This is a genomic window from Amycolatopsis sp. lyj-23 (assembly GCF_046549135.1).
In the GTDB taxonomy this organism is placed as follows: domain Bacteria; phylum Actinomycetota; class Actinomycetes; order Mycobacteriales; family Pseudonocardiaceae; genus Amycolatopsis.
The window spans coordinates 21,960-36,726 of the sequence record NZ_JAJPWN010000024.1; the positions used below are offsets into that span (position 1 = coordinate 21,960).

The 14,767-nt window shown below is 72.8% G+C and carries 13 protein-coding genes; 10 read left to right on the forward strand and 3 right to left on the reverse strand.

From position 1 onward, the window contains the following. Nucleotides 1–162: 162 nt before the first annotated feature. The 3 genes from ACLJPY_RS44005 to ACLJPY_RS44015 all read left to right on the forward strand — a co-directional run bounded on the left by ACLJPY_RS44005 (nt 163) and on the right by ACLJPY_RS44015 (nt 3,755). The gene (locus ACLJPY_RS44005) at nt 163–1,422 is read left to right on the forward strand and encodes a helix-turn-helix domain-containing protein (RefSeq protein ID WP_410596936.1); all 1,260 of its coding nucleotides are present in this window, start codon (nt 163–165) and stop codon (nt 1,420–1,422) included. A 475-nt stretch (nt 1,423–1,897) separates the two neighbouring features. Further along, nucleotides 1,898–2,989 carry an aldose epimerase family protein gene (locus tag ACLJPY_RS44010; RefSeq protein ID WP_410596937.1) on the forward strand — a complete coding sequence of 364 codons (1,092 nt, stop codon included), beginning with the start codon at nt 1,898–1,900 and terminating at the stop codon, nt 2,987–2,989. Nucleotides 2,990–3,038: 49 nt separating this feature from the next. Next, nucleotides 3,039–3,755, forward strand: coding sequence for a transporter substrate-binding domain-containing protein (locus ACLJPY_RS44015; RefSeq protein WP_410596938.1), 717 nt, complete (start codon nt 3,039–3,041; stop codon nt 3,753–3,755). A 6-nt stretch (nt 3,756–3,761) separates the two neighbouring features. On the opposite strand, the gene ACLJPY_RS44020 is transcribed toward ACLJPY_RS44015, so the two are convergent. Continuing rightward, the gene (locus ACLJPY_RS44020; protein WP_410596939.1) at nt 3,762–4,271 is read right to left on the reverse strand and encodes a DinB family protein; all 510 of its coding nucleotides are present in this window, start codon (nt 4,269–4,271) and stop codon (nt 3,762–3,764) included. Between the two features lie 216 nt (nt 4,272–4,487). Here ACLJPY_RS44020 and ACLJPY_RS44025 point away from each other — a divergent pair, with 216 nt between their 5' ends. From ACLJPY_RS44025 to ACLJPY_RS44040, 4 genes are all read left to right on the forward strand, one after another. After that, nucleotides 4,488–6,170 carry an AMP-binding protein gene (locus ACLJPY_RS44025; protein WP_410596940.1) on the forward strand — a complete coding sequence of 561 codons (1,683 nt, stop codon included), beginning with the start codon at nt 4,488–4,490 and terminating at the stop codon, nt 6,168–6,170. Nucleotides 6,171–6,573: 403 nt separating this feature from the next. Next, nucleotides 6,574–7,665: a J domain-containing protein gene (locus ACLJPY_RS44030; protein WP_410597058.1), complete on the forward strand. Its 1,092-nt coding sequence runs from the start codon at nt 6,574–6,576 to the stop codon at nt 7,663–7,665. Nucleotides 7,666–7,685: 20 nt separating this feature from the next. After that, nucleotides 7,686–8,156: a hypothetical protein gene (locus ACLJPY_RS44035; protein ID WP_410596941.1), complete on the forward strand. Its 471-nt coding sequence runs from the start codon at nt 7,686–7,688 to the stop codon at nt 8,154–8,156. Further along, a complete protein-coding gene (locus ACLJPY_RS44040; protein WP_410596942.1) occupies nt 8,153–8,758 on the forward strand; it encodes a LysE family transporter in 606 nt (201 codons plus the stop codon). Before ACLJPY_RS44035 ends, ACLJPY_RS44040 begins: the two co-directional genes overlap by 4 nt. A gap of 48 nt (nt 8,759–8,806) precedes the next feature. Here the strand turns inward: ACLJPY_RS44040 and ACLJPY_RS44045 are convergent, their stop codons facing one another. Next, nucleotides 8,807–11,275, reverse strand: a complete 2,469-nt coding sequence (locus tag ACLJPY_RS44045; RefSeq protein WP_410597059.1) for a M14 family zinc carboxypeptidase — start codon at nt 11,273–11,275, stop codon at nt 8,807–8,809. Between the two features lie 179 nt (nt 11,276–11,454). Between ACLJPY_RS44045 and ACLJPY_RS44050 the strand changes: the two genes are divergently transcribed. Genes ACLJPY_RS44050 through ACLJPY_RS44060 form a run of 3 tightly spaced genes read left to right on the forward strand, consistent with a single transcriptional unit; the run spans nt 11,455 to nt 14,098 of the window. Continuing rightward, a complete protein-coding gene (locus tag ACLJPY_RS44050) occupies nt 11,455–12,114 on the forward strand; it encodes a DUF998 domain-containing protein (RefSeq protein WP_410596943.1) in 660 nt (219 codons plus the stop codon). Between the two features lie 59 nt (nt 12,115–12,173). Continuing rightward, a complete protein-coding gene (locus ACLJPY_RS44055; protein WP_410596944.1) occupies nt 12,174–13,478 on the forward strand; it encodes a cytochrome P450 in 1,305 nt (434 codons plus the stop codon). Further along, nucleotides 13,475–14,098, forward strand: a complete 624-nt coding sequence (locus ACLJPY_RS44060) for a TetR/AcrR family transcriptional regulator C-terminal domain-containing protein (protein WP_410596945.1) — start codon at nt 13,475–13,477, stop codon at nt 14,096–14,098. Before ACLJPY_RS44055 ends, ACLJPY_RS44060 begins: the two co-directional genes overlap by 4 nt. Here the strand turns inward: ACLJPY_RS44060 and ACLJPY_RS44065 are convergent. After that, nucleotides 14,095–14,742: a GTP pyrophosphokinase family protein gene (locus tag ACLJPY_RS44065; RefSeq protein WP_410596946.1), complete on the reverse strand. Its 648-nt coding sequence runs from the start codon at nt 14,740–14,742 to the stop codon at nt 14,095–14,097. The two genes, ACLJPY_RS44060 and ACLJPY_RS44065, sit on opposite strands and share 4 nt — an antisense overlap. Nucleotides 14,743–14,767: the final 25 nt, after the last annotated feature.

A 14,767-nucleotide genomic window follows, 5' to 3' on the forward strand; every position in this document is an offset into this window, starting at 1 on the left:
TCCGCCGGGTGACAAACTCCGCGGCGGCCGTTGGTCCCGGCGTGACAGAACCCGCTCCGGGTGCAGGGACGGCGGTTGCGAAGTCCGATCCCGTGTGAGTACATGACGTCCGCGCCGACGACGGCGCGAACTTCCCCACCACGCGCGGCAAGGGGTGTGACCATGACCCGGACGACCACGCAGGCGGCGGTCCCGGCGATCCCGCAGCCGCGGGGCGCCGGCCGCGCGCGGCAGCTGTGGTGCTCGCTGCCGACCGAACTCGCGCGGCGGTTCCGCCCGCACGCCGACCCGCTGGCCCCGCGCATCCTCGAGGAGGTCCAGCGGGCGGTTCCCGAGTACGCCAAGCCCCTCGAAGGCGAGTTCGGGAAGATGATCGTCCTGGCGATCGAGCAGGCGGTGCTCAGCTGCATCGACAGCATCGAGGAGCTGGCGTCCACACAGGACAATTGGCCGAAGCTGTTCGTGGAGGTCGGGAAGCGCGTCCACCACGACGGCGGCAGCCTCAATTCCCTCCAGGCCGCCTACCGCGCGGGCGGCCGCGCGGCGTGGCGCTACGTCGCCGAACTCGGGCAGGCTCACCGCTTCCCGGCGGCCGTGCTCTGCGTCGGCGCGGAAGCGATTTTCGCGTACGTGGAGGAGATTTCGTCGTATTCGGTCGAGGGGTACACCTTGGCGCAGGCGATGGCGACGGGCACGCTCGAACGGCGGCGCCGCCGGCTGGCCGAGCTGCTGCTGGCCAGCCCGCCGTCGTCCCCGGCCACCCTGGCGACGATGGCGAAGGCGGCGCAGTGGCGGATGCCGGAGTGGGTGACGGTCATCGCGCTCGACCCGCGCACCGACCGGCACCCGCCGCCGGCCCCGCGCGTGGGCGAAGACGTGCTGCTGGACCTAGAGGGACCGGAGCCGTGCTTGCTGACGCCGAACCCGGACCGCGACCTGCGCGGCCTCGAAGCCCGCCTCCCGGGCTGGCGCGCGGCGGTCGGCCCCCGCGTCCGCCCGCCCGACGCGGCGACGTCCCTGCAGTGGGCCCGCCGCACGCTGGACCTGCTCCGCCGCGGCCTGGCCGGCGACGGCCCGGTGGTCCACACGGCCGACCACCTGGCGACGCACTGGCTGCTGATCGACCGGTTCCTGCTGGACGAGCTGTCGGCGAAGGCCCTGGCCCCGTTCGCCGGCCTGACGGTGAAGCAGCAGACCCGGCTGGCCGAGACGTTGCTGAGCTGGCTGGAGCACAACGGCAGCACCCCGGAGATCGCCCAGGCGTTGCGGATCCACCCCCAGACGGTGCGCTACCGGGTGAGCCAGCTGACGGACCTGTTCGGCGACCGGCTGGCCGACCCGGCGAAGCGCCTGGAGATCCAGATGGCGCTGCGAGCCCACCACCTGCTGGGCACCCGCCCCCAGTCACCCGGCCACGGCTGAAACCGCCCGCGCCGCTTGGGGGACCCCCGGTTTCAACGTTACTCGCGGCCACCGACAGTTTCGGGTCCGCGAACCGCGGTTGTCCACAATCCCTGCGCGGGCCACCGACTTATCCCCAGCCCTGCCGCGGCCGCCAGCGGCGAGGTCTGCGCGCGCTGACGCGCTCGGCCCGGACGGCGGGCCGATGCCCCACGCCGCTCGGGGGACCCCCGGTTTCAACGTTACTCGCGGCCACCGACAATTCCGGGCCCGCGAACCGTGGTTGTCCACAGCCCCGGCGCAGGCAGCCGAGTTATCCCCAGCCTTGCCGCGGACATGCCTACTTACGCGCCCGACTTCGGTTCCGGCAGCCGGGCGCGAACCCTTCCGACCGGGCGGTTCCGAGCCGCTCGCCGCCGTCTTCTTGACCCGGGGCGGTCGTGATTCTAAAGTCGCTACGGGCTGTTAGCGCTAACAGTCGCTGGGAGGGCACACGATGACCGCACCCGCACTCACCCGGGAGCCGTTCGGCCGGGTCGACGGCGCCGATGTCCACCGGTACACGCTGGGGCGGCCCGGTGGGCCGGTCGTGCGCGTGCTCGACTACGGCGGGGTGCTCCAGTCCCTGGAGGCGCCGGACCGCGACGGCCGGCCCGGCAACGTCGTCCTCGGGTTCGCGGACCTCGACGGGTACGTCGCCAACAACCGGCCCGGTGCGGACCGCGTGTTCCTGGGCGCGGTGATCGGCCGGTTCGCCAACCGGATCGCCGGCGGCACCTTCACCCTCGACGGCGTGCAGCACCGGGTGCCGCTGAACAACGGCAAGAACAGCCTGCACGGCGGCCCCGCCGGGTTCGACACGCGGGTCTGGCGCGCCACCGAGGTCCGGGACGGCGACGGCGTCGCCGTCCGGCTCACCCTGGTCAGCCCGGACGGCGACCAGGGCTACCCCGGCCGGCTCACCGCCGAGGTCACCTACCGGCTCGACGCGCGCGACCGGCTGCGGATCACCTACCTCGCCACCACCGACGCGCCGACGGTCGTCAACCTGACCAACCACACCTACTGGAACCTGGCCGGCGAAGGAACGGGCGACGTCCACGACCACCGGGTGGAGATCGCCGCGAGCCGGTTCTGCCGCACCGGCGAAGACCTGATCCCGGCCGGCGACCCGGTACCGGTCGAGGGCACGCCGTTCGACTTCCGGCGGTCCGCGCGGATCGGTGCGCGCATCGGCGAGCCCGACCCCCAGCTGGTGATCGGCCAGGGCTACGACCACAACTGGGTCCTCGACGAAGGCGCGCCGTTCGCCGCGCGGGTGTGGGACCCGGCGTCCGGCCGGCTGCTCACCATGTGGACCACCGAGCCGGGCCTGCAGTTCTACTCGGGCAACTACCTCACCGCGGCCCTCACCGGCACCGGCGGCCGCGCCTACCACCGCGGTGCGGGGTTCGCGCTGGAGGCGCAGCACTTCCCCGACTCCCCCAACCGCCCGGACTTCCCCAGCACGGTGCTGCGGCCCGGCGACGTCTACCACCAGGAGACGGTGTTCGCCCTGACCACCGCGGACGAGCCGCCGGTGGCGTGAGCGACATTCGCGGGGCGCGTGCCCGGTCGCGCCGCTAGCCTCGCCGCCCATGGGAGACCTATCCGCCGTCGCCGGGGACCTCGCACCCACCGGCACGCTGCGCGCCGCCGTCAACCTCGGCAATCCCGTGCTCGCCCACGGCACGCCGGCCGAGCCGGGCGGGGTCACGGTCGACCTCGCGCGCGAGGTCGCCGCGCGGCTGGACGTCCCCGTGGAGTTCGCCTGCTTCGACGCGGCCCGCAAGTCGTTCGAGGCGCTGACCTCGAGTGCGGCCGACCTGGCCTTCCTGGCGATCGAACCCACCCGCGCGGCCCAGGTGACGTTCACGGCGCCGTACGTGGTCATCGAAGGCGTGTACGTCGTGCCGGACGGCTCGCCGTTCGCCACGCCGGACGACGTCGACCGCGCCGGTGTCCGGATCGGGGTCAAGCAGGGCTCCGCCTACGACCTCTACCTGACGCGGACGCTGCAGCACGCCACGATCGTCCGCGGCAAGGACGGCGTCACGGCGTTCGAGGACGAGCACCTGGAGGTCGCCGCCGGGATCCGCCAGCCGCTGACCGCCTACGCCGCCCAGCACCCGGGCACGCACGTGCTCCCCGGGCGGTTCATGGAGATCCGGCAGGCCGTCTGCACCACCCCGGACCGCCGCCCGGAGACAGTCGCCTTCCTGCACGACCTGGTCGAAGAGCTGAAGGCGACCGGATTCGTCGCCGAGGCGCTGCGGCGCGCGAACCAGGACGCCACGGTCGCCCCGCCCGCCTGAGGGGCGCTACCGGCCGGTCACGCCGTCGATCAGCTCGCGGCCGACGTCGACGTGCCCGGCGTGCCGGGCGAAGTTCTGCACCAGGTGGCACAGGATCCAGGCGAACGTCGGGTGCTCTTCGGCGCCGCCGCGGCGGGTCGTGCGCACGGCCCGGCCCTCCAGCGGTGTGACCGCGGCGAGCCGGGCGCAGTTTTCGCGCTCGGCGAGGAAGAACGCGGTGATGTCCGCCGACGGTTCCTCCGGCGCGACGAACCACTCCTGTTCGGTCGTGGCGGGCCAGGAGAAGTCGACGTCCTCGCCGGCGAACAGGTACCGGATCCAGAAGCGTTCGGTGCACGCGAGGTGCTTGACCATGCCCAGCGGCGTCCACCCCGAGGGCAGGACGCTGCGGCGCAGCTGGAGTTCGGAAAGACCGTCGAGCTTGCGCAGGACCGCGGCGGCGCTGTGGTCGAGGTAGCCGAGCAGCAGCGCACGCGGATCGGCCAGGGTGGGCGGGGGTTCGGGCGTCTCGACCATGATCAAAAAGCTAGTGGGCGGCGATGCGCGACCCGGTGTTCCCGCGCCCCCACGACGGGGTGATCGCCAGCGCCGGATCAACGTGGCCACCTGGCGCCTGGCTTGCCGGTTGCCGTCGTCATCGATACGACATTGCGCCTTCTCGACGATCGCAACGAGTGCTACGTTCCACGAGGGGCGGGCCGAGACGGTGCAGGCCGAGATCGAGGAGCTGCGATGAAGCTTTCTCCCAGCGCTCACGTCGACTCGTTCTGCCGAGACCGCCTGCCACCCGCCGACCAGTGGCCGCGGCTGGTGTTCGACCTGCCGGAGCTGCGCTACCCGGCGCGCCTCAACGCCGCGACGGCGTTGCTCGACGAAACCGCCGCCCGCCTCGGCCCGGACCGCCCCTGCCTGCGCTCGCCGCACGAGACATGGACCTACGGAGAGGTCGTGGCGCGCGCCAACCGGATCGCGCACGTCCTCACCGCCGAACTCGGGGTGGTGCCCGGCAACCGCGTTCTGCTGCGCGGCACCAACACGCCATGGCTGGCGGCGTGCTGGCTGGCCGTCCTCAAGGCCGGCGCCGTCGCCGTGACGACCATGCCGATGCTGCGCCGCGGCGAGCTCGACAAGATCACCGACCGCGCCCGGCCGACGGTGGCCCTGTGCGAGCAGCGCCTGCTCGGCGAACTACCACCCGGGCTGCCCGTGGTCGCCTACGACACAGCGCCCTACGACACAGCGCCCCATGACCAAGGGCCCCACGCCACAGCACCCGGCACCACAACGCCCGACATCACGCTGTCCGGCGACTCCAGGCACTCCGCACTGGCCGAACGCTGCGCCCGGCACCCGGCGACCTTCACCGACGTGCCGACCGCCGACGACGACGTCGCGCTGCTCGCCTTCACCTCCGGCACCACCGGGACGCCGAAGGCCACCGTGCACTTCCACCGCGACCTGCTCGCCATCGCCGACACGTTCTCCCGGCACGTCGTCCGCCCCACCCCGGACGACGTGTTCTGCGGGACCCCGCCGCTGGCGTTCACCTTCGGCCTGGGCGGCCTCCTGGTGTTCCCGCTGCGCGCCGGCGCGTCGGTGCTCCTGGTCGACCGCGCGACGCCCAAGGAGCTGGCGTCGACCGTCGCCGAACACGGTGTGACGGTGCTGTTCACCGCCCCGACCGCCTACCGCGCGATCCTCGCCGCCGGTGACGGGCCCCTGCTGGCCGGGGTCCGCCGTGCCGTCTCCGCCGGGGAAGCACTGCCCGCCGCCGTGGCCGAGCGGTACCGCGAGGTCGTCGGTTCGCCGTTGATCGACGGCATCGGCAGCACGGAGATGCTGCACGTCTTCATCTCCGCGGCCGGCGACGACGCCCGCCCGGGCCGGACCGGCAAGGTCGTCCCCGGCTTCCGCGCCGCCGTCCTCGACGTCGACGGCCGGCCCGTCCCGGACGGCACGCCCGGCCTGCTCGCCGTCCAGGGCCCGACGGGCTGCCGCTACCTCGGCGACCCGCGCCAGGCCGACTACGTCCGCGACGGCTGGAACATCACCGGCGACGCCTACGTCCGCGAGCCCGACGGCTATTTCCGGTTCGTGGCGCGCAGCGACGACATGATCGTCTCTTCCGGTTACAACATCGCGGCTCCCGAGGTCGAAGAGGTGCTCCTGACGCACCCGGACGTCGAGGAGTGCGCGGTCGTCGGCACGCCCGACCCGGACCGGGGTGCGGTCGTGACCGCCTTCGTCGTGCTCCGGCCCGGCGTGGCCCCGGGCCCGGACGTCGTGCACGCCCTGCAGGAGCACGCCAAAGCCGTTGCCGCGCCGTACAAGTACCCGCGCCGGGTGTGGTTCCTCGACGCACTGCCGCGCAACGCCAGCGGCAAGCTGCAGCGGTACCTGCTGCGCGAGCGCTGACGGGGGTGACGGGCCCGCTGCCGAGGTGGGGTGGCGGTGGGCCCGTCACGTCTGAGGGGTGTCGAGGTCATGGGTCGAGCATAGCCGAGCGTTCGAACACATGTTCACAGCCATTCGGGTGGGTTGCGACTACGAAACGTCACTGAGCCGCCGAATTTCCCCGGCCCGGCAACACTTCCGGGTGATGCGAAGTCCTAAGTGGACGCTTTCCGGCCACCGCCACCGACACACCGCCGCCACGCGGGACGTAGTCACCCGGACCGACGATCCCGACCCACCGGGGCACGCAAACCCCGTGACCTGCACCGGAGACCGTCACCCGGGCGCGCCGGGCGAGGCGGTGAAGAACCCGGTGAGCCGACCCCATAAAGTCTTCGCGCAGCCATCGGAGGTGACCGCCCGCGTGCCCGACGTCGACTACTACGAGCTGCTCGGCCTGCGCCGGGACGCCACGGCGGCCGACGTCAAGACGGCCTACCGGCGGCTCGCCAAGACGATGCACCCGGACGCCGGCGGCACGGTCGGCACGTTCCGGCTGCTGCGCGAGGCCTACGACGTCCTCAGCGACCCCGTGGCGCGCGCCCGGTACGACTCCGCCGGCGCGACCGTCGTGCCGGTCCCGGTCCGGCCCCGCCCCCGGCGGCGCTTCGGCGACGAGCCCGGCTTCGTCCCCGACCTGCCCGAGCTCGACGCCGAAGACCTGACCTGGTGGCACTTCGCCGGCGAGGACACCCGGATGCGACACGGCCGTCACCGCGAGCCGGGGCACACGCCGGTGGTGGCCGCGGTCGCCGGGATGGTGCTGGTGCTGTTGCCGCTGGTCACCGGCGTCGGCTTCAGCACGCCGGTGCTCATCGTCTGGCTGCTGCTGACGGCCGGCACGGCGCTGCTGGTCCAGCGGCTGGCGCGCGGCTACCTGCGAGCCGCGAAGGCGCGCGAGGCGTACGCCGAGGAGTTCGGCGGCCGCACGGTGTTCGGCGCGCCCGGCACCGAGCGCGACGAGCTGGCCGAGCGCCTCACCGCCGACCTGCTCGAGGGCTACCTGACCCGGCTGCCGGGCGCCCGCATCTTCCACGGGCTCGCCTGGCCGGGGTCGGTCTTCGCCGACGTCGACCACGCGGTGCTGTGCGGGAAGCGGCTGGTGCTGATCGAGTCGAAGCTGTGGCTGCCCGGGCACTACGAGACGGCGGAGGACGGCAGGCTGCTGCGCAACGGCCGCCCGTTCCGCGGCGGCGGCAGCCGGCTCGCCGAGAGCCTGGCGGCCTTCCGCGAGCTGCTGCCTGGGGTGACGCTGCGGGGCGCGATGATCCTGTACCCCAGCCGCAGCGGCGACCTGACCACGGCCGACCCCGGGGACCTGCCGGTCGCGCCGATGACGCCGGAGGAGTTCCTGCACGAGATCGGCGCGTGGCTGGCCGCGGATCCGTCCACAGTGGACCACGAGACGCTGCGCACGCTGCGCGACCAGGTGGTCGGCGGCGGCCGGGCCGCGTGAGTCCGGCGGTGCGGACCTGGATGAGCAGCCCCCGATTTCCACGCTACCGGAAGGCACCGACAGTTCCGGCGCATCGCCGGCACCGCACGCGACGCGGCACCGAACCCGGTCCCGGTGCTGACCCCGTTCCCGACGCCACGCCTGTTGCCGCCGGAAGCGGCACCGCCCCTGGCACCGACGCCGCTTCGGCAACCACGGTTATCCCCGCCGTCGCGGCGGCTTTGCCGATGTTGCCGCGCCCCGGCGGATCCGGCACTTGCATCGACCCGCGCAAGGGCATCGGCATCAGCTCCGGCGTGGGCGCCGCCCCCTATCCCCGCAACGGCAGCGGCCACGCCCCGCGCAAGGGCATCAGCGCCGCCATCGCCACCGGCACCGGCATCGATCCCCGCAACGGCGTCGGCATACCTCCCGCCACCGCCTCTGGCGCCGCTCCCTGCCTCCGCACCGGGCCCACCCCCGCGATCACCGAAGGCGGCCCGTCGGCGTGAGCCCCGCCGCGACCCTCGGCACCGTCCTCCTGGCCTACCTGCCCGCCGCCATCTCCCCCGGCCCCAACTTCGTCCTCATCGCGCACACCGCCGCCGCCGGCACGCGGCGGGCCGCCGTCGGCGTTGCGCTCGGCGTTGTCGCCGCCGGGGGCCTGCTCGCCGCCGTGGCCGTCTTCGGGCTCGGGGCGCTCCTGGCCCGGGAACCGTGGCTGGCCACCGCTCTCCGCGTCGTCTGCGGTGCCTACCTGGCCTGGCTCGGCGTCCGCCTCTGGCTGACCGCCCGCGCTCCCGAAACCGCGCCGGACGAAGCTCGCGGCAGCGCATTCCGCCGTGGTGTCCTCAGCAACCTCACCAATCCCAAGGCCGCCGCCTTCTTCGGCAGCGTCCTCACCGCGGCCCTCCCGCCCACCGAACCCACCGCCGTCAAGGCCGCCGCCGTGGCGCTGATCGTCGCCGCGTCGGCCGGGTGGCACCTGAGCGTTGCCCTGCTCTTCTCCTCGCCCGCCACGCAACGCTGGTACGCCCACGCGAAACCGGCCCTCAACCGCGTTGTGGGCACGGTTCTCGTCGTCCTGGGCCTCACCCTCGCCGCAACGCCGTGAAGGCCTCCCCGCGCGAGCGAGGAGGCCTTCACGAGATCGAACCGGAAACTACCGGATGCCGCCCGAGGCGCGCTGCTTCTGCGCGTGCGCGGACCGGGTGCAGACCTCGCCGACGTCGACCGTCTGGCCGCGGTCGGCGAAGACGTCCGCCACGCCGACGAGCTTGCCGTTCGGCGACGAGCAGGTCAGCTGGTAGGCCTCCTTCGTCCCGTAGGTCGGCGGGATCGGCGACGAGAACGAGACGTCACCGGTCCAGTCGTCGGGCGCGTTCGGGTCGGTCTGGTCGTAGTTGACCACCACGGCCTTGTAGTCGCCGGCCGGCGGGTCGAACAGCACGGCGTGCTCGGACGTCGTGCCGCCGTTGGCCGAGGACGTGACCAGGTTGCCCGCCGAGTCGTAGACGTACAGGTCCCAGTCGGTCGTGGTGTTCTTCCAGTTGATGTTGACGCTGAACTTCCCGTTGTCGACCTTCGGCATGCCGTCGACGTGGAAGGTGAACGACTCCGCCGTCGCGTCCGCCGGGTAGTTCTGGTTGATCGCCGGCACGCCGGGCGGGTTGGCGACCGCGAAGCCCTGCTGCGCCGGGCCCTGCGGGTCGCGCCCGTACCGGCCGGCCACGTACGGCCGCGTCGACGGGTTGACCGACCAGGCGAAGCGCCCGCCGCTGGCGGTGAACTTCGAGTTCAGGTCGTCGGTGACGTAGATCGGCGGCTTGGTGGAGCCGTCGGGCTGGACCACCGGCGACGTCGGCGTCTGGAACGTCTTGTGCAGCTTGAGCTGGTAACCCTTGGGCGCCGAGCCGATCAGCGTCGAGTGCTGCTGCGGGTCGGCCGCGTTGCCCAGCATGTCCAGGAACGCCTGGCGGTTGCCGCCCTTGCCGGCGCCGGCCGCGGGCGCCAGGCCCTCGTACTCGGCGACGACGCTGTCGGCGTAGGGCCCGTGGAAACCGTTGCCGCCCACCTCGATGGTGAAGCCCCAGCCACCGGTGGCCCAGTACGACCAGTCCTCGGTGGTGCCGGTCGTGTCGTAGAGCGCCCAGCTCGGCTCGCTGGTGTAGCCGTTGCGCGAGGCCAGCTTGTCGCCGAGGGCCTTGTACTGCGGCTCCTCCAGCGGCGGGCGGACGTCGGCCACGCCCGGCGGGCGCAGCACCAGCGCCGCGACGGTGTGCATCGTCAGCAGGTTCGTCACCTGGCGCGAGGACACGATCGAGCGCACGTTGCGCACCTCGGGCTCGCTGAACGGCGCGGACCCGCGGAAGGTGTCGCCGCTCCAGGCCACCTCGGCGCCGGCGCCGCCCCAGAAGCCCGCGTAGTTGCGGTTCGGGTCGGTGCCGCGCAGGCGGCCGCCCGGGTTGGCCTTGCACACGCCGGTCGCGTACTGCGGCGGCGAGTCGTTGACGTTGCAGTTCTTGCGCTTCATCTCGTAGTCGAAGCGGGTGAAGTCGCCTTTGGGCTCCGCCTCGCGGGAGATCTCGAAGCCGTCCGGGTTGATGATCGGCACGACGATGTTGCGCGTCTTGCTCACCAGCGACCGGATCGACGCGTCGCGCGAGTAGCCGTTGACCAGCTCGTACGCCCACTCCATGACGTGCTCGCCGGCCGGCCACTCCCGGGCGTGGTGCACGCCCATGGTGAAGTTCACCGGCTTGCCGTCGGTCACGTTCTTGACGTCCGTGGCGATTTCGACGCCGACGACGTCCCGGCCTTCCCAGGTCGACTCCGGCATGGTGAACGCCGACACCAGGTTCGGGTTCTTGCGGGCGAGTTCCTTCATCTCGAAGTTGTACTCGTAGAGGTGCCGGTAGCTGGTGCGCCCGGACGGCAGCGCCGACGCGGCCGTCGTCGCGGCGTACCGGCGGTCGGTCTGCGCGTCCTGGACCGATTTGGCCGACAGGTCCGCCTCGATGACCTTCGACTTGAAGCCGCTGTTCTTCAGCGTCTGGCGATCGGCGTCACCGGCGAGCACGACCTCGACCCCGCTCGCGTCACCCTTCTCCGTGACGTCGAGGCCCAGGGCGGTCAGCTTGTTCTTGTCGGCGCGGGTGGGCGTCTCGACGCGCACGAGTTCCGCCCGCTGGGCGGCCGCGGCCGCGCCGGTCGGCGTCCCCTGCGGCGTCAGCGCCAGGAAGTCGACGCCGAGCTGGACCTGGCCGGCCGGGCCGCCGTACCGGCACCCCTGGACGACGAGCTCCTGCCCCTTCTTCACGAAGCTCTCGGCGAGTTCGTGGCTGCGCAACGCCGCCGAAGCGGCGACCACCGTCCCGGTGGCCTTGTCGAACACGGCGACGTCCCAGTCGCCTTCGGCGCCCGGCACCGCCTTGAGGCGGGCCTGGACGAGACCGTCCACCGTGGACGTCACTTCGCGGCGATCGGTGCCCGAGGTGCCCTTGGGCAGCAGCTTCTCGAAGCACGAGCGGGTGACCGACTTGTCCGCGCGCAGGATGTTCTGCGCCGCACCCGCCGTACCGGCGGGCAACGCGACGAACGTTCCGGCCAGTGCGACGGCCGAAGCCAGCATCACCAGCCGTCTTGGTGAATTCCCCACAGGAAGAGACCTCCTCGACACCAGGCCGGCACGCACGGACGTACCGGTAGCGGTGGACCATAATGGAGGAAATCCGGCCGTGGACACCGCCGTAAGTCGTACAAGGTCCCGCTTTCACGGGGAGTCAACCGCCGGTCGGCTACTGTCGGTCCATGGTCACGCTCCCTGCGCGACGAGTGTCGGTCGCGGTCTCGCTGACGGGCATCGCGGCCCTGGTGATCGGCGCCGGCCTCGTGCTGCTGCTCCAGGTCATCCCGCCCACCGACCGGATCAGCGTCACCCGCCGCACGATCAGCGAGTACGGCCTGTCCGACCACAAGTGGGTCTTCGACCTCGCGGTGGTGCTGGTCGCCCTCGGCTCGGCGGCCGGCTTGGCCGCCCTGCGCAGCCAGCGGCGGCTCCCCGCGCCCGCGGCCCTCCTCGGTACACTGTGGACACTCGGACTGCTGGTCATCGTGGCGTTCCCCAAGCCCGACTGGGCGACGGTCTCCCGCGCGGACTTCGGCGGCACGCTGCACCGCATCGCGAGCGTGGTGGCGTTCGTGGCGCTGCCACTGGCGGTGCTGGTCGCGGCCCGCCCGGCGTTCCCGGCCGCGGCCGGGCGACGGTGGCTGGCGCGGGTGCTGGCGATCGGGTCGCTGGGCTGGTTCGCGGTGATCCTCGGCGCGGTCGTGGTCGCGGCGGTCTCGGGCGGGCGCTGGTGGACGTTGATCCCGCTCGGCCTGGTGGAACGCGGGATGGCGCTGACCGAACTGCTCGCGCTCGGCGTGCTGCTGGCGCCGGTCCGGGAAAGGCCCGGACAACCGCGGTGAACCCCGCGCCGGCCGTCGATAACCTACACTGTAGGCACGCCGACCGAAGGGGGAACGCCGTGCTCGAAGGAGCCCTGGCCCGTGCGAAGCCCGTCGTCCGCTGGAGCCTCGGCCACGCGCTCCCCCGGACCGTGCTGCGCCGCGAAGCCAAGCGCGGGGACCTGCAGGGCCGGATGGTGGTGGCCGCGGCCGACGGGCAGGACCTGAGCGGGCTGTTCGAGGAGATCCGCGCCGCCGGCCCGCTCGCGCGCACCCGCTTCGGCTGGATGACCACCACGCACGCCGCGGTCCGGGAAGTGCTCTCCAGCGAGGACTTCCGCGTCGGCGTCATGGCGTCCGACGGCTCGGCGCTCGGCAGGCTGGGCGAGTGGGCGGCGGGCGAGCACCTGCACCCGGTGCGGCCGCCGTCGCTGCTCGCCGTCAACCCGCCTGAACACACGAGGTACCGCAAGCTGGTCACCGGCGTGTTCACCGTGCGCGCGGTCGAGCAGCTGCGCGGCCGGGTCCAGGAGATCGCCGACGGCCTGCTCGACGACCTCGACCCGAGCCGCCCGCTCGACCTCGTCGAGTCCTACTGCGGGCTGCTGCCGGTGACGGTGATCAGCGAGATCCTCGGCGTGCCGCCGTCGGACCTGGGCAAGGTGCTGTCGCTGGGCGCGGCCGCGGCGCCGAGCCTCGACCTCGGGCTCGGCTGGCGCACGTTCCGCCACGTCGAAAGCGCGTTGGCCGAGTTCGACGCCTGGCTCGGCGAGCACCTCGAGCACCTGCGCCGGCACCCGGGCCAGGACCTGTTCAGCAAGCTCGTCGCGGCCCGCGACGACGGCGTCGGCCTCACCGAAACCGAGCTCAAGTCGACCGCCGGTCTGGTGCTGGCCGCCGGTTTCGAGACCACCGTCAACCTGCTCGGCAGCGGGATCGCCCTGCTCGCCGGTGACCCCGGGCAGCTCGCCGTGCTGCGCGAACGCCCCGAGCTGTGGGGCAACGCCGTCGAGGAAGTCCTGCGGTACGACCCGCCGGTGCTGCTGACCGGCCGCGTGGCCACCCGCGCCACCGAGGTCGCCGGCGTCCCGCTGCCGGCCGGGGGGCTGGTCACCACCGTGCTGGCGGGCGCCAACCGCGACCCCGGCGTGTTCGACGGCCCCGCCGTGTTCGACGTCGCCCGGGAGGGCGCGCGCGACCACGTGTCCTTCGGCGCCGGCCGCCACCACTGCCTGGGCGCGTCGCTGGCGCGCATGGAGGGCGAAATCGGGCTGCGCACGATCTTCGACCGGTTCCCCGGCCTGCGCGTGCTGCCCGGGGCCCGGCGCCGGTCGACGCGCATCCTGCGCGGCTACGAGCACCTGCCGGCGGTGCTGAGGCCGTGACGTCCCGGCGAGGTCGTCCCTCCCAGGCCGTCCTGACGCGCGAACGGATCCTGCTCGCCGGCCTCGCCCTGGTCGACGAAGACGGCTTGGCCGCGGTCAGCATGCGCAAGCTCGCGCGCCGGCTCGGCGTCGACCCGATGAGCCTGTACAACCACGTCGACGGCAAGGACGCGCTGCTGGACGGGATCGCCGAGGTGCTGGTGGCCTCGATCCCGGTGCCGCCGGCCAAGGCGGACCTGCGGGAGACGATGTCCGCGCTGGCGCACGGCTTCCGGGCGGCGATGCTCGGCCACCCGCGGGCGGCGCCGCTGGTGCTCACCCGCCGGCTCGCGTCGTTGACGGCGCTGGCGCCGGTGGAGGCGGTGCTCGCCCCGCTGCTCGCGGCCGGTTTCCCGCCGGAGCGCGCGGTGCACGGGCTGCGGGCGGTGCTGGCGTTCCTGATCGGCACGCTGATGCGGGAGGTCGAGGCGGCCCCGACGCTCGGCGGCAGCGTCCAGCGCGTGGCGGACCTTTCGGCGCCCGCGGTCGCCGCGGCCGCGCCTTACCTGGCGGTGTGCGACCACGAAGCGGAGTTCGAATTCGGGCTGCGGATATTGCTCGACGCGCTCGACGCGCCCTAGCGGATCCGTTCGTGCAGCGCGGCCATCCGCCGGTCGAGGTCGGCGGCCGTGCGGGCCGCGGCCGCGAGCTCGCCGGCGAAGTCGGCCGGGACGCTGTCGCGGTACTTGTACGAAAGTTTGTGCTCCACGGCGGCCCAGAAGTCCATGGCGATGGTGCGCAGCTGCACCTCGACCTTGACGTTTTCCACCCGGTCGGACAGGAACACCGGGATGCGGACGATCAGGTGCAGGCTGCGGTAGCCGTTCGCCTTCGGGGTGGCGATGTAGTCCTTGGTGCGCAGCAGCTCGACGTCGTCCTGCGCGGTGAGCATGCGGGCGACCTCGTGGACGTCGGAGACGAACGGGCAGACCACGCGGACGCCGGCGATGTCGTCGAGGACGTGCGCGGCGGACACCCAATCGCCGCCCAGACCGCGGCGGCGGACCTTTTCCCGGATGGCTTCCGGTCGCTTCACCCGGCTCGTGATGTGCTCGATCGGGTCGTGCTGGTGGACGAAGTCGAATTCCTCGCTGAGGATCCGCAGCTTCGTCATCAGCTCTTCGATGGCGAACTTGTACATCAGGAGGAACCGCGGGAGCTGCCCGGCGACGGCGAGCTCGTCGGCCGCCTCGCGCAGATCCCCGGCCGCCGGGTCGGTGGTCACTGGAGCCTCAAGCTGTCGTCGGTCG

What these genes read in the sequence shown, in the direction of transcription:
- ACLJPY_RS44005 (WP_410596936.1), top strand. Translation starts at nt 163, where the DNA reads ATGACCCGGACGACCACGCAGGCGGCGGTCCCGGCGATCCCGCAGCCG.
- ACLJPY_RS44010 (WP_410596937.1), top strand. Translation starts at nt 1,898, where the DNA reads ATGACCGCACCCGCACTCACCCGGGAGCCGTTCGGCCGGGTCGACGGC.
- ACLJPY_RS44015 (WP_410596938.1), top strand. Translation starts at nt 3,039, where the DNA reads ATGGGAGACCTATCCGCCGTCGCCGGGGACCTCGCACCCACCGGCACG.
- ACLJPY_RS44020 (WP_410596939.1), bottom strand. Translation starts at nt 4,271, where the DNA reads ATGGTCGAGACGCCCGAACCCCCGCCCACCCTGGCCGATCCGCGTGCG.
- ACLJPY_RS44025 (WP_410596940.1), top strand. Translation starts at nt 4,488, where the DNA reads ATGAAGCTTTCTCCCAGCGCTCACGTCGACTCGTTCTGCCGAGACCGC.
- ACLJPY_RS44035 (WP_410596941.1), top strand. Translation starts at nt 7,686, where the DNA reads ATGAGCAGCCCCCGATTTCCACGCTACCGGAAGGCACCGACAGTTCCG.
- ACLJPY_RS44045 (WP_410597059.1), bottom strand. Translation starts at nt 11,275, where the DNA reads ATGCTGGCTTCGGCCGTCGCACTGGCCGGAACGTTCGTCGCGTTGCCC.
- ACLJPY_RS44050 (WP_410596943.1), top strand. Translation starts at nt 11,455, where the DNA reads ATGGTCACGCTCCCTGCGCGACGAGTGTCGGTCGCGGTCTCGCTGACG.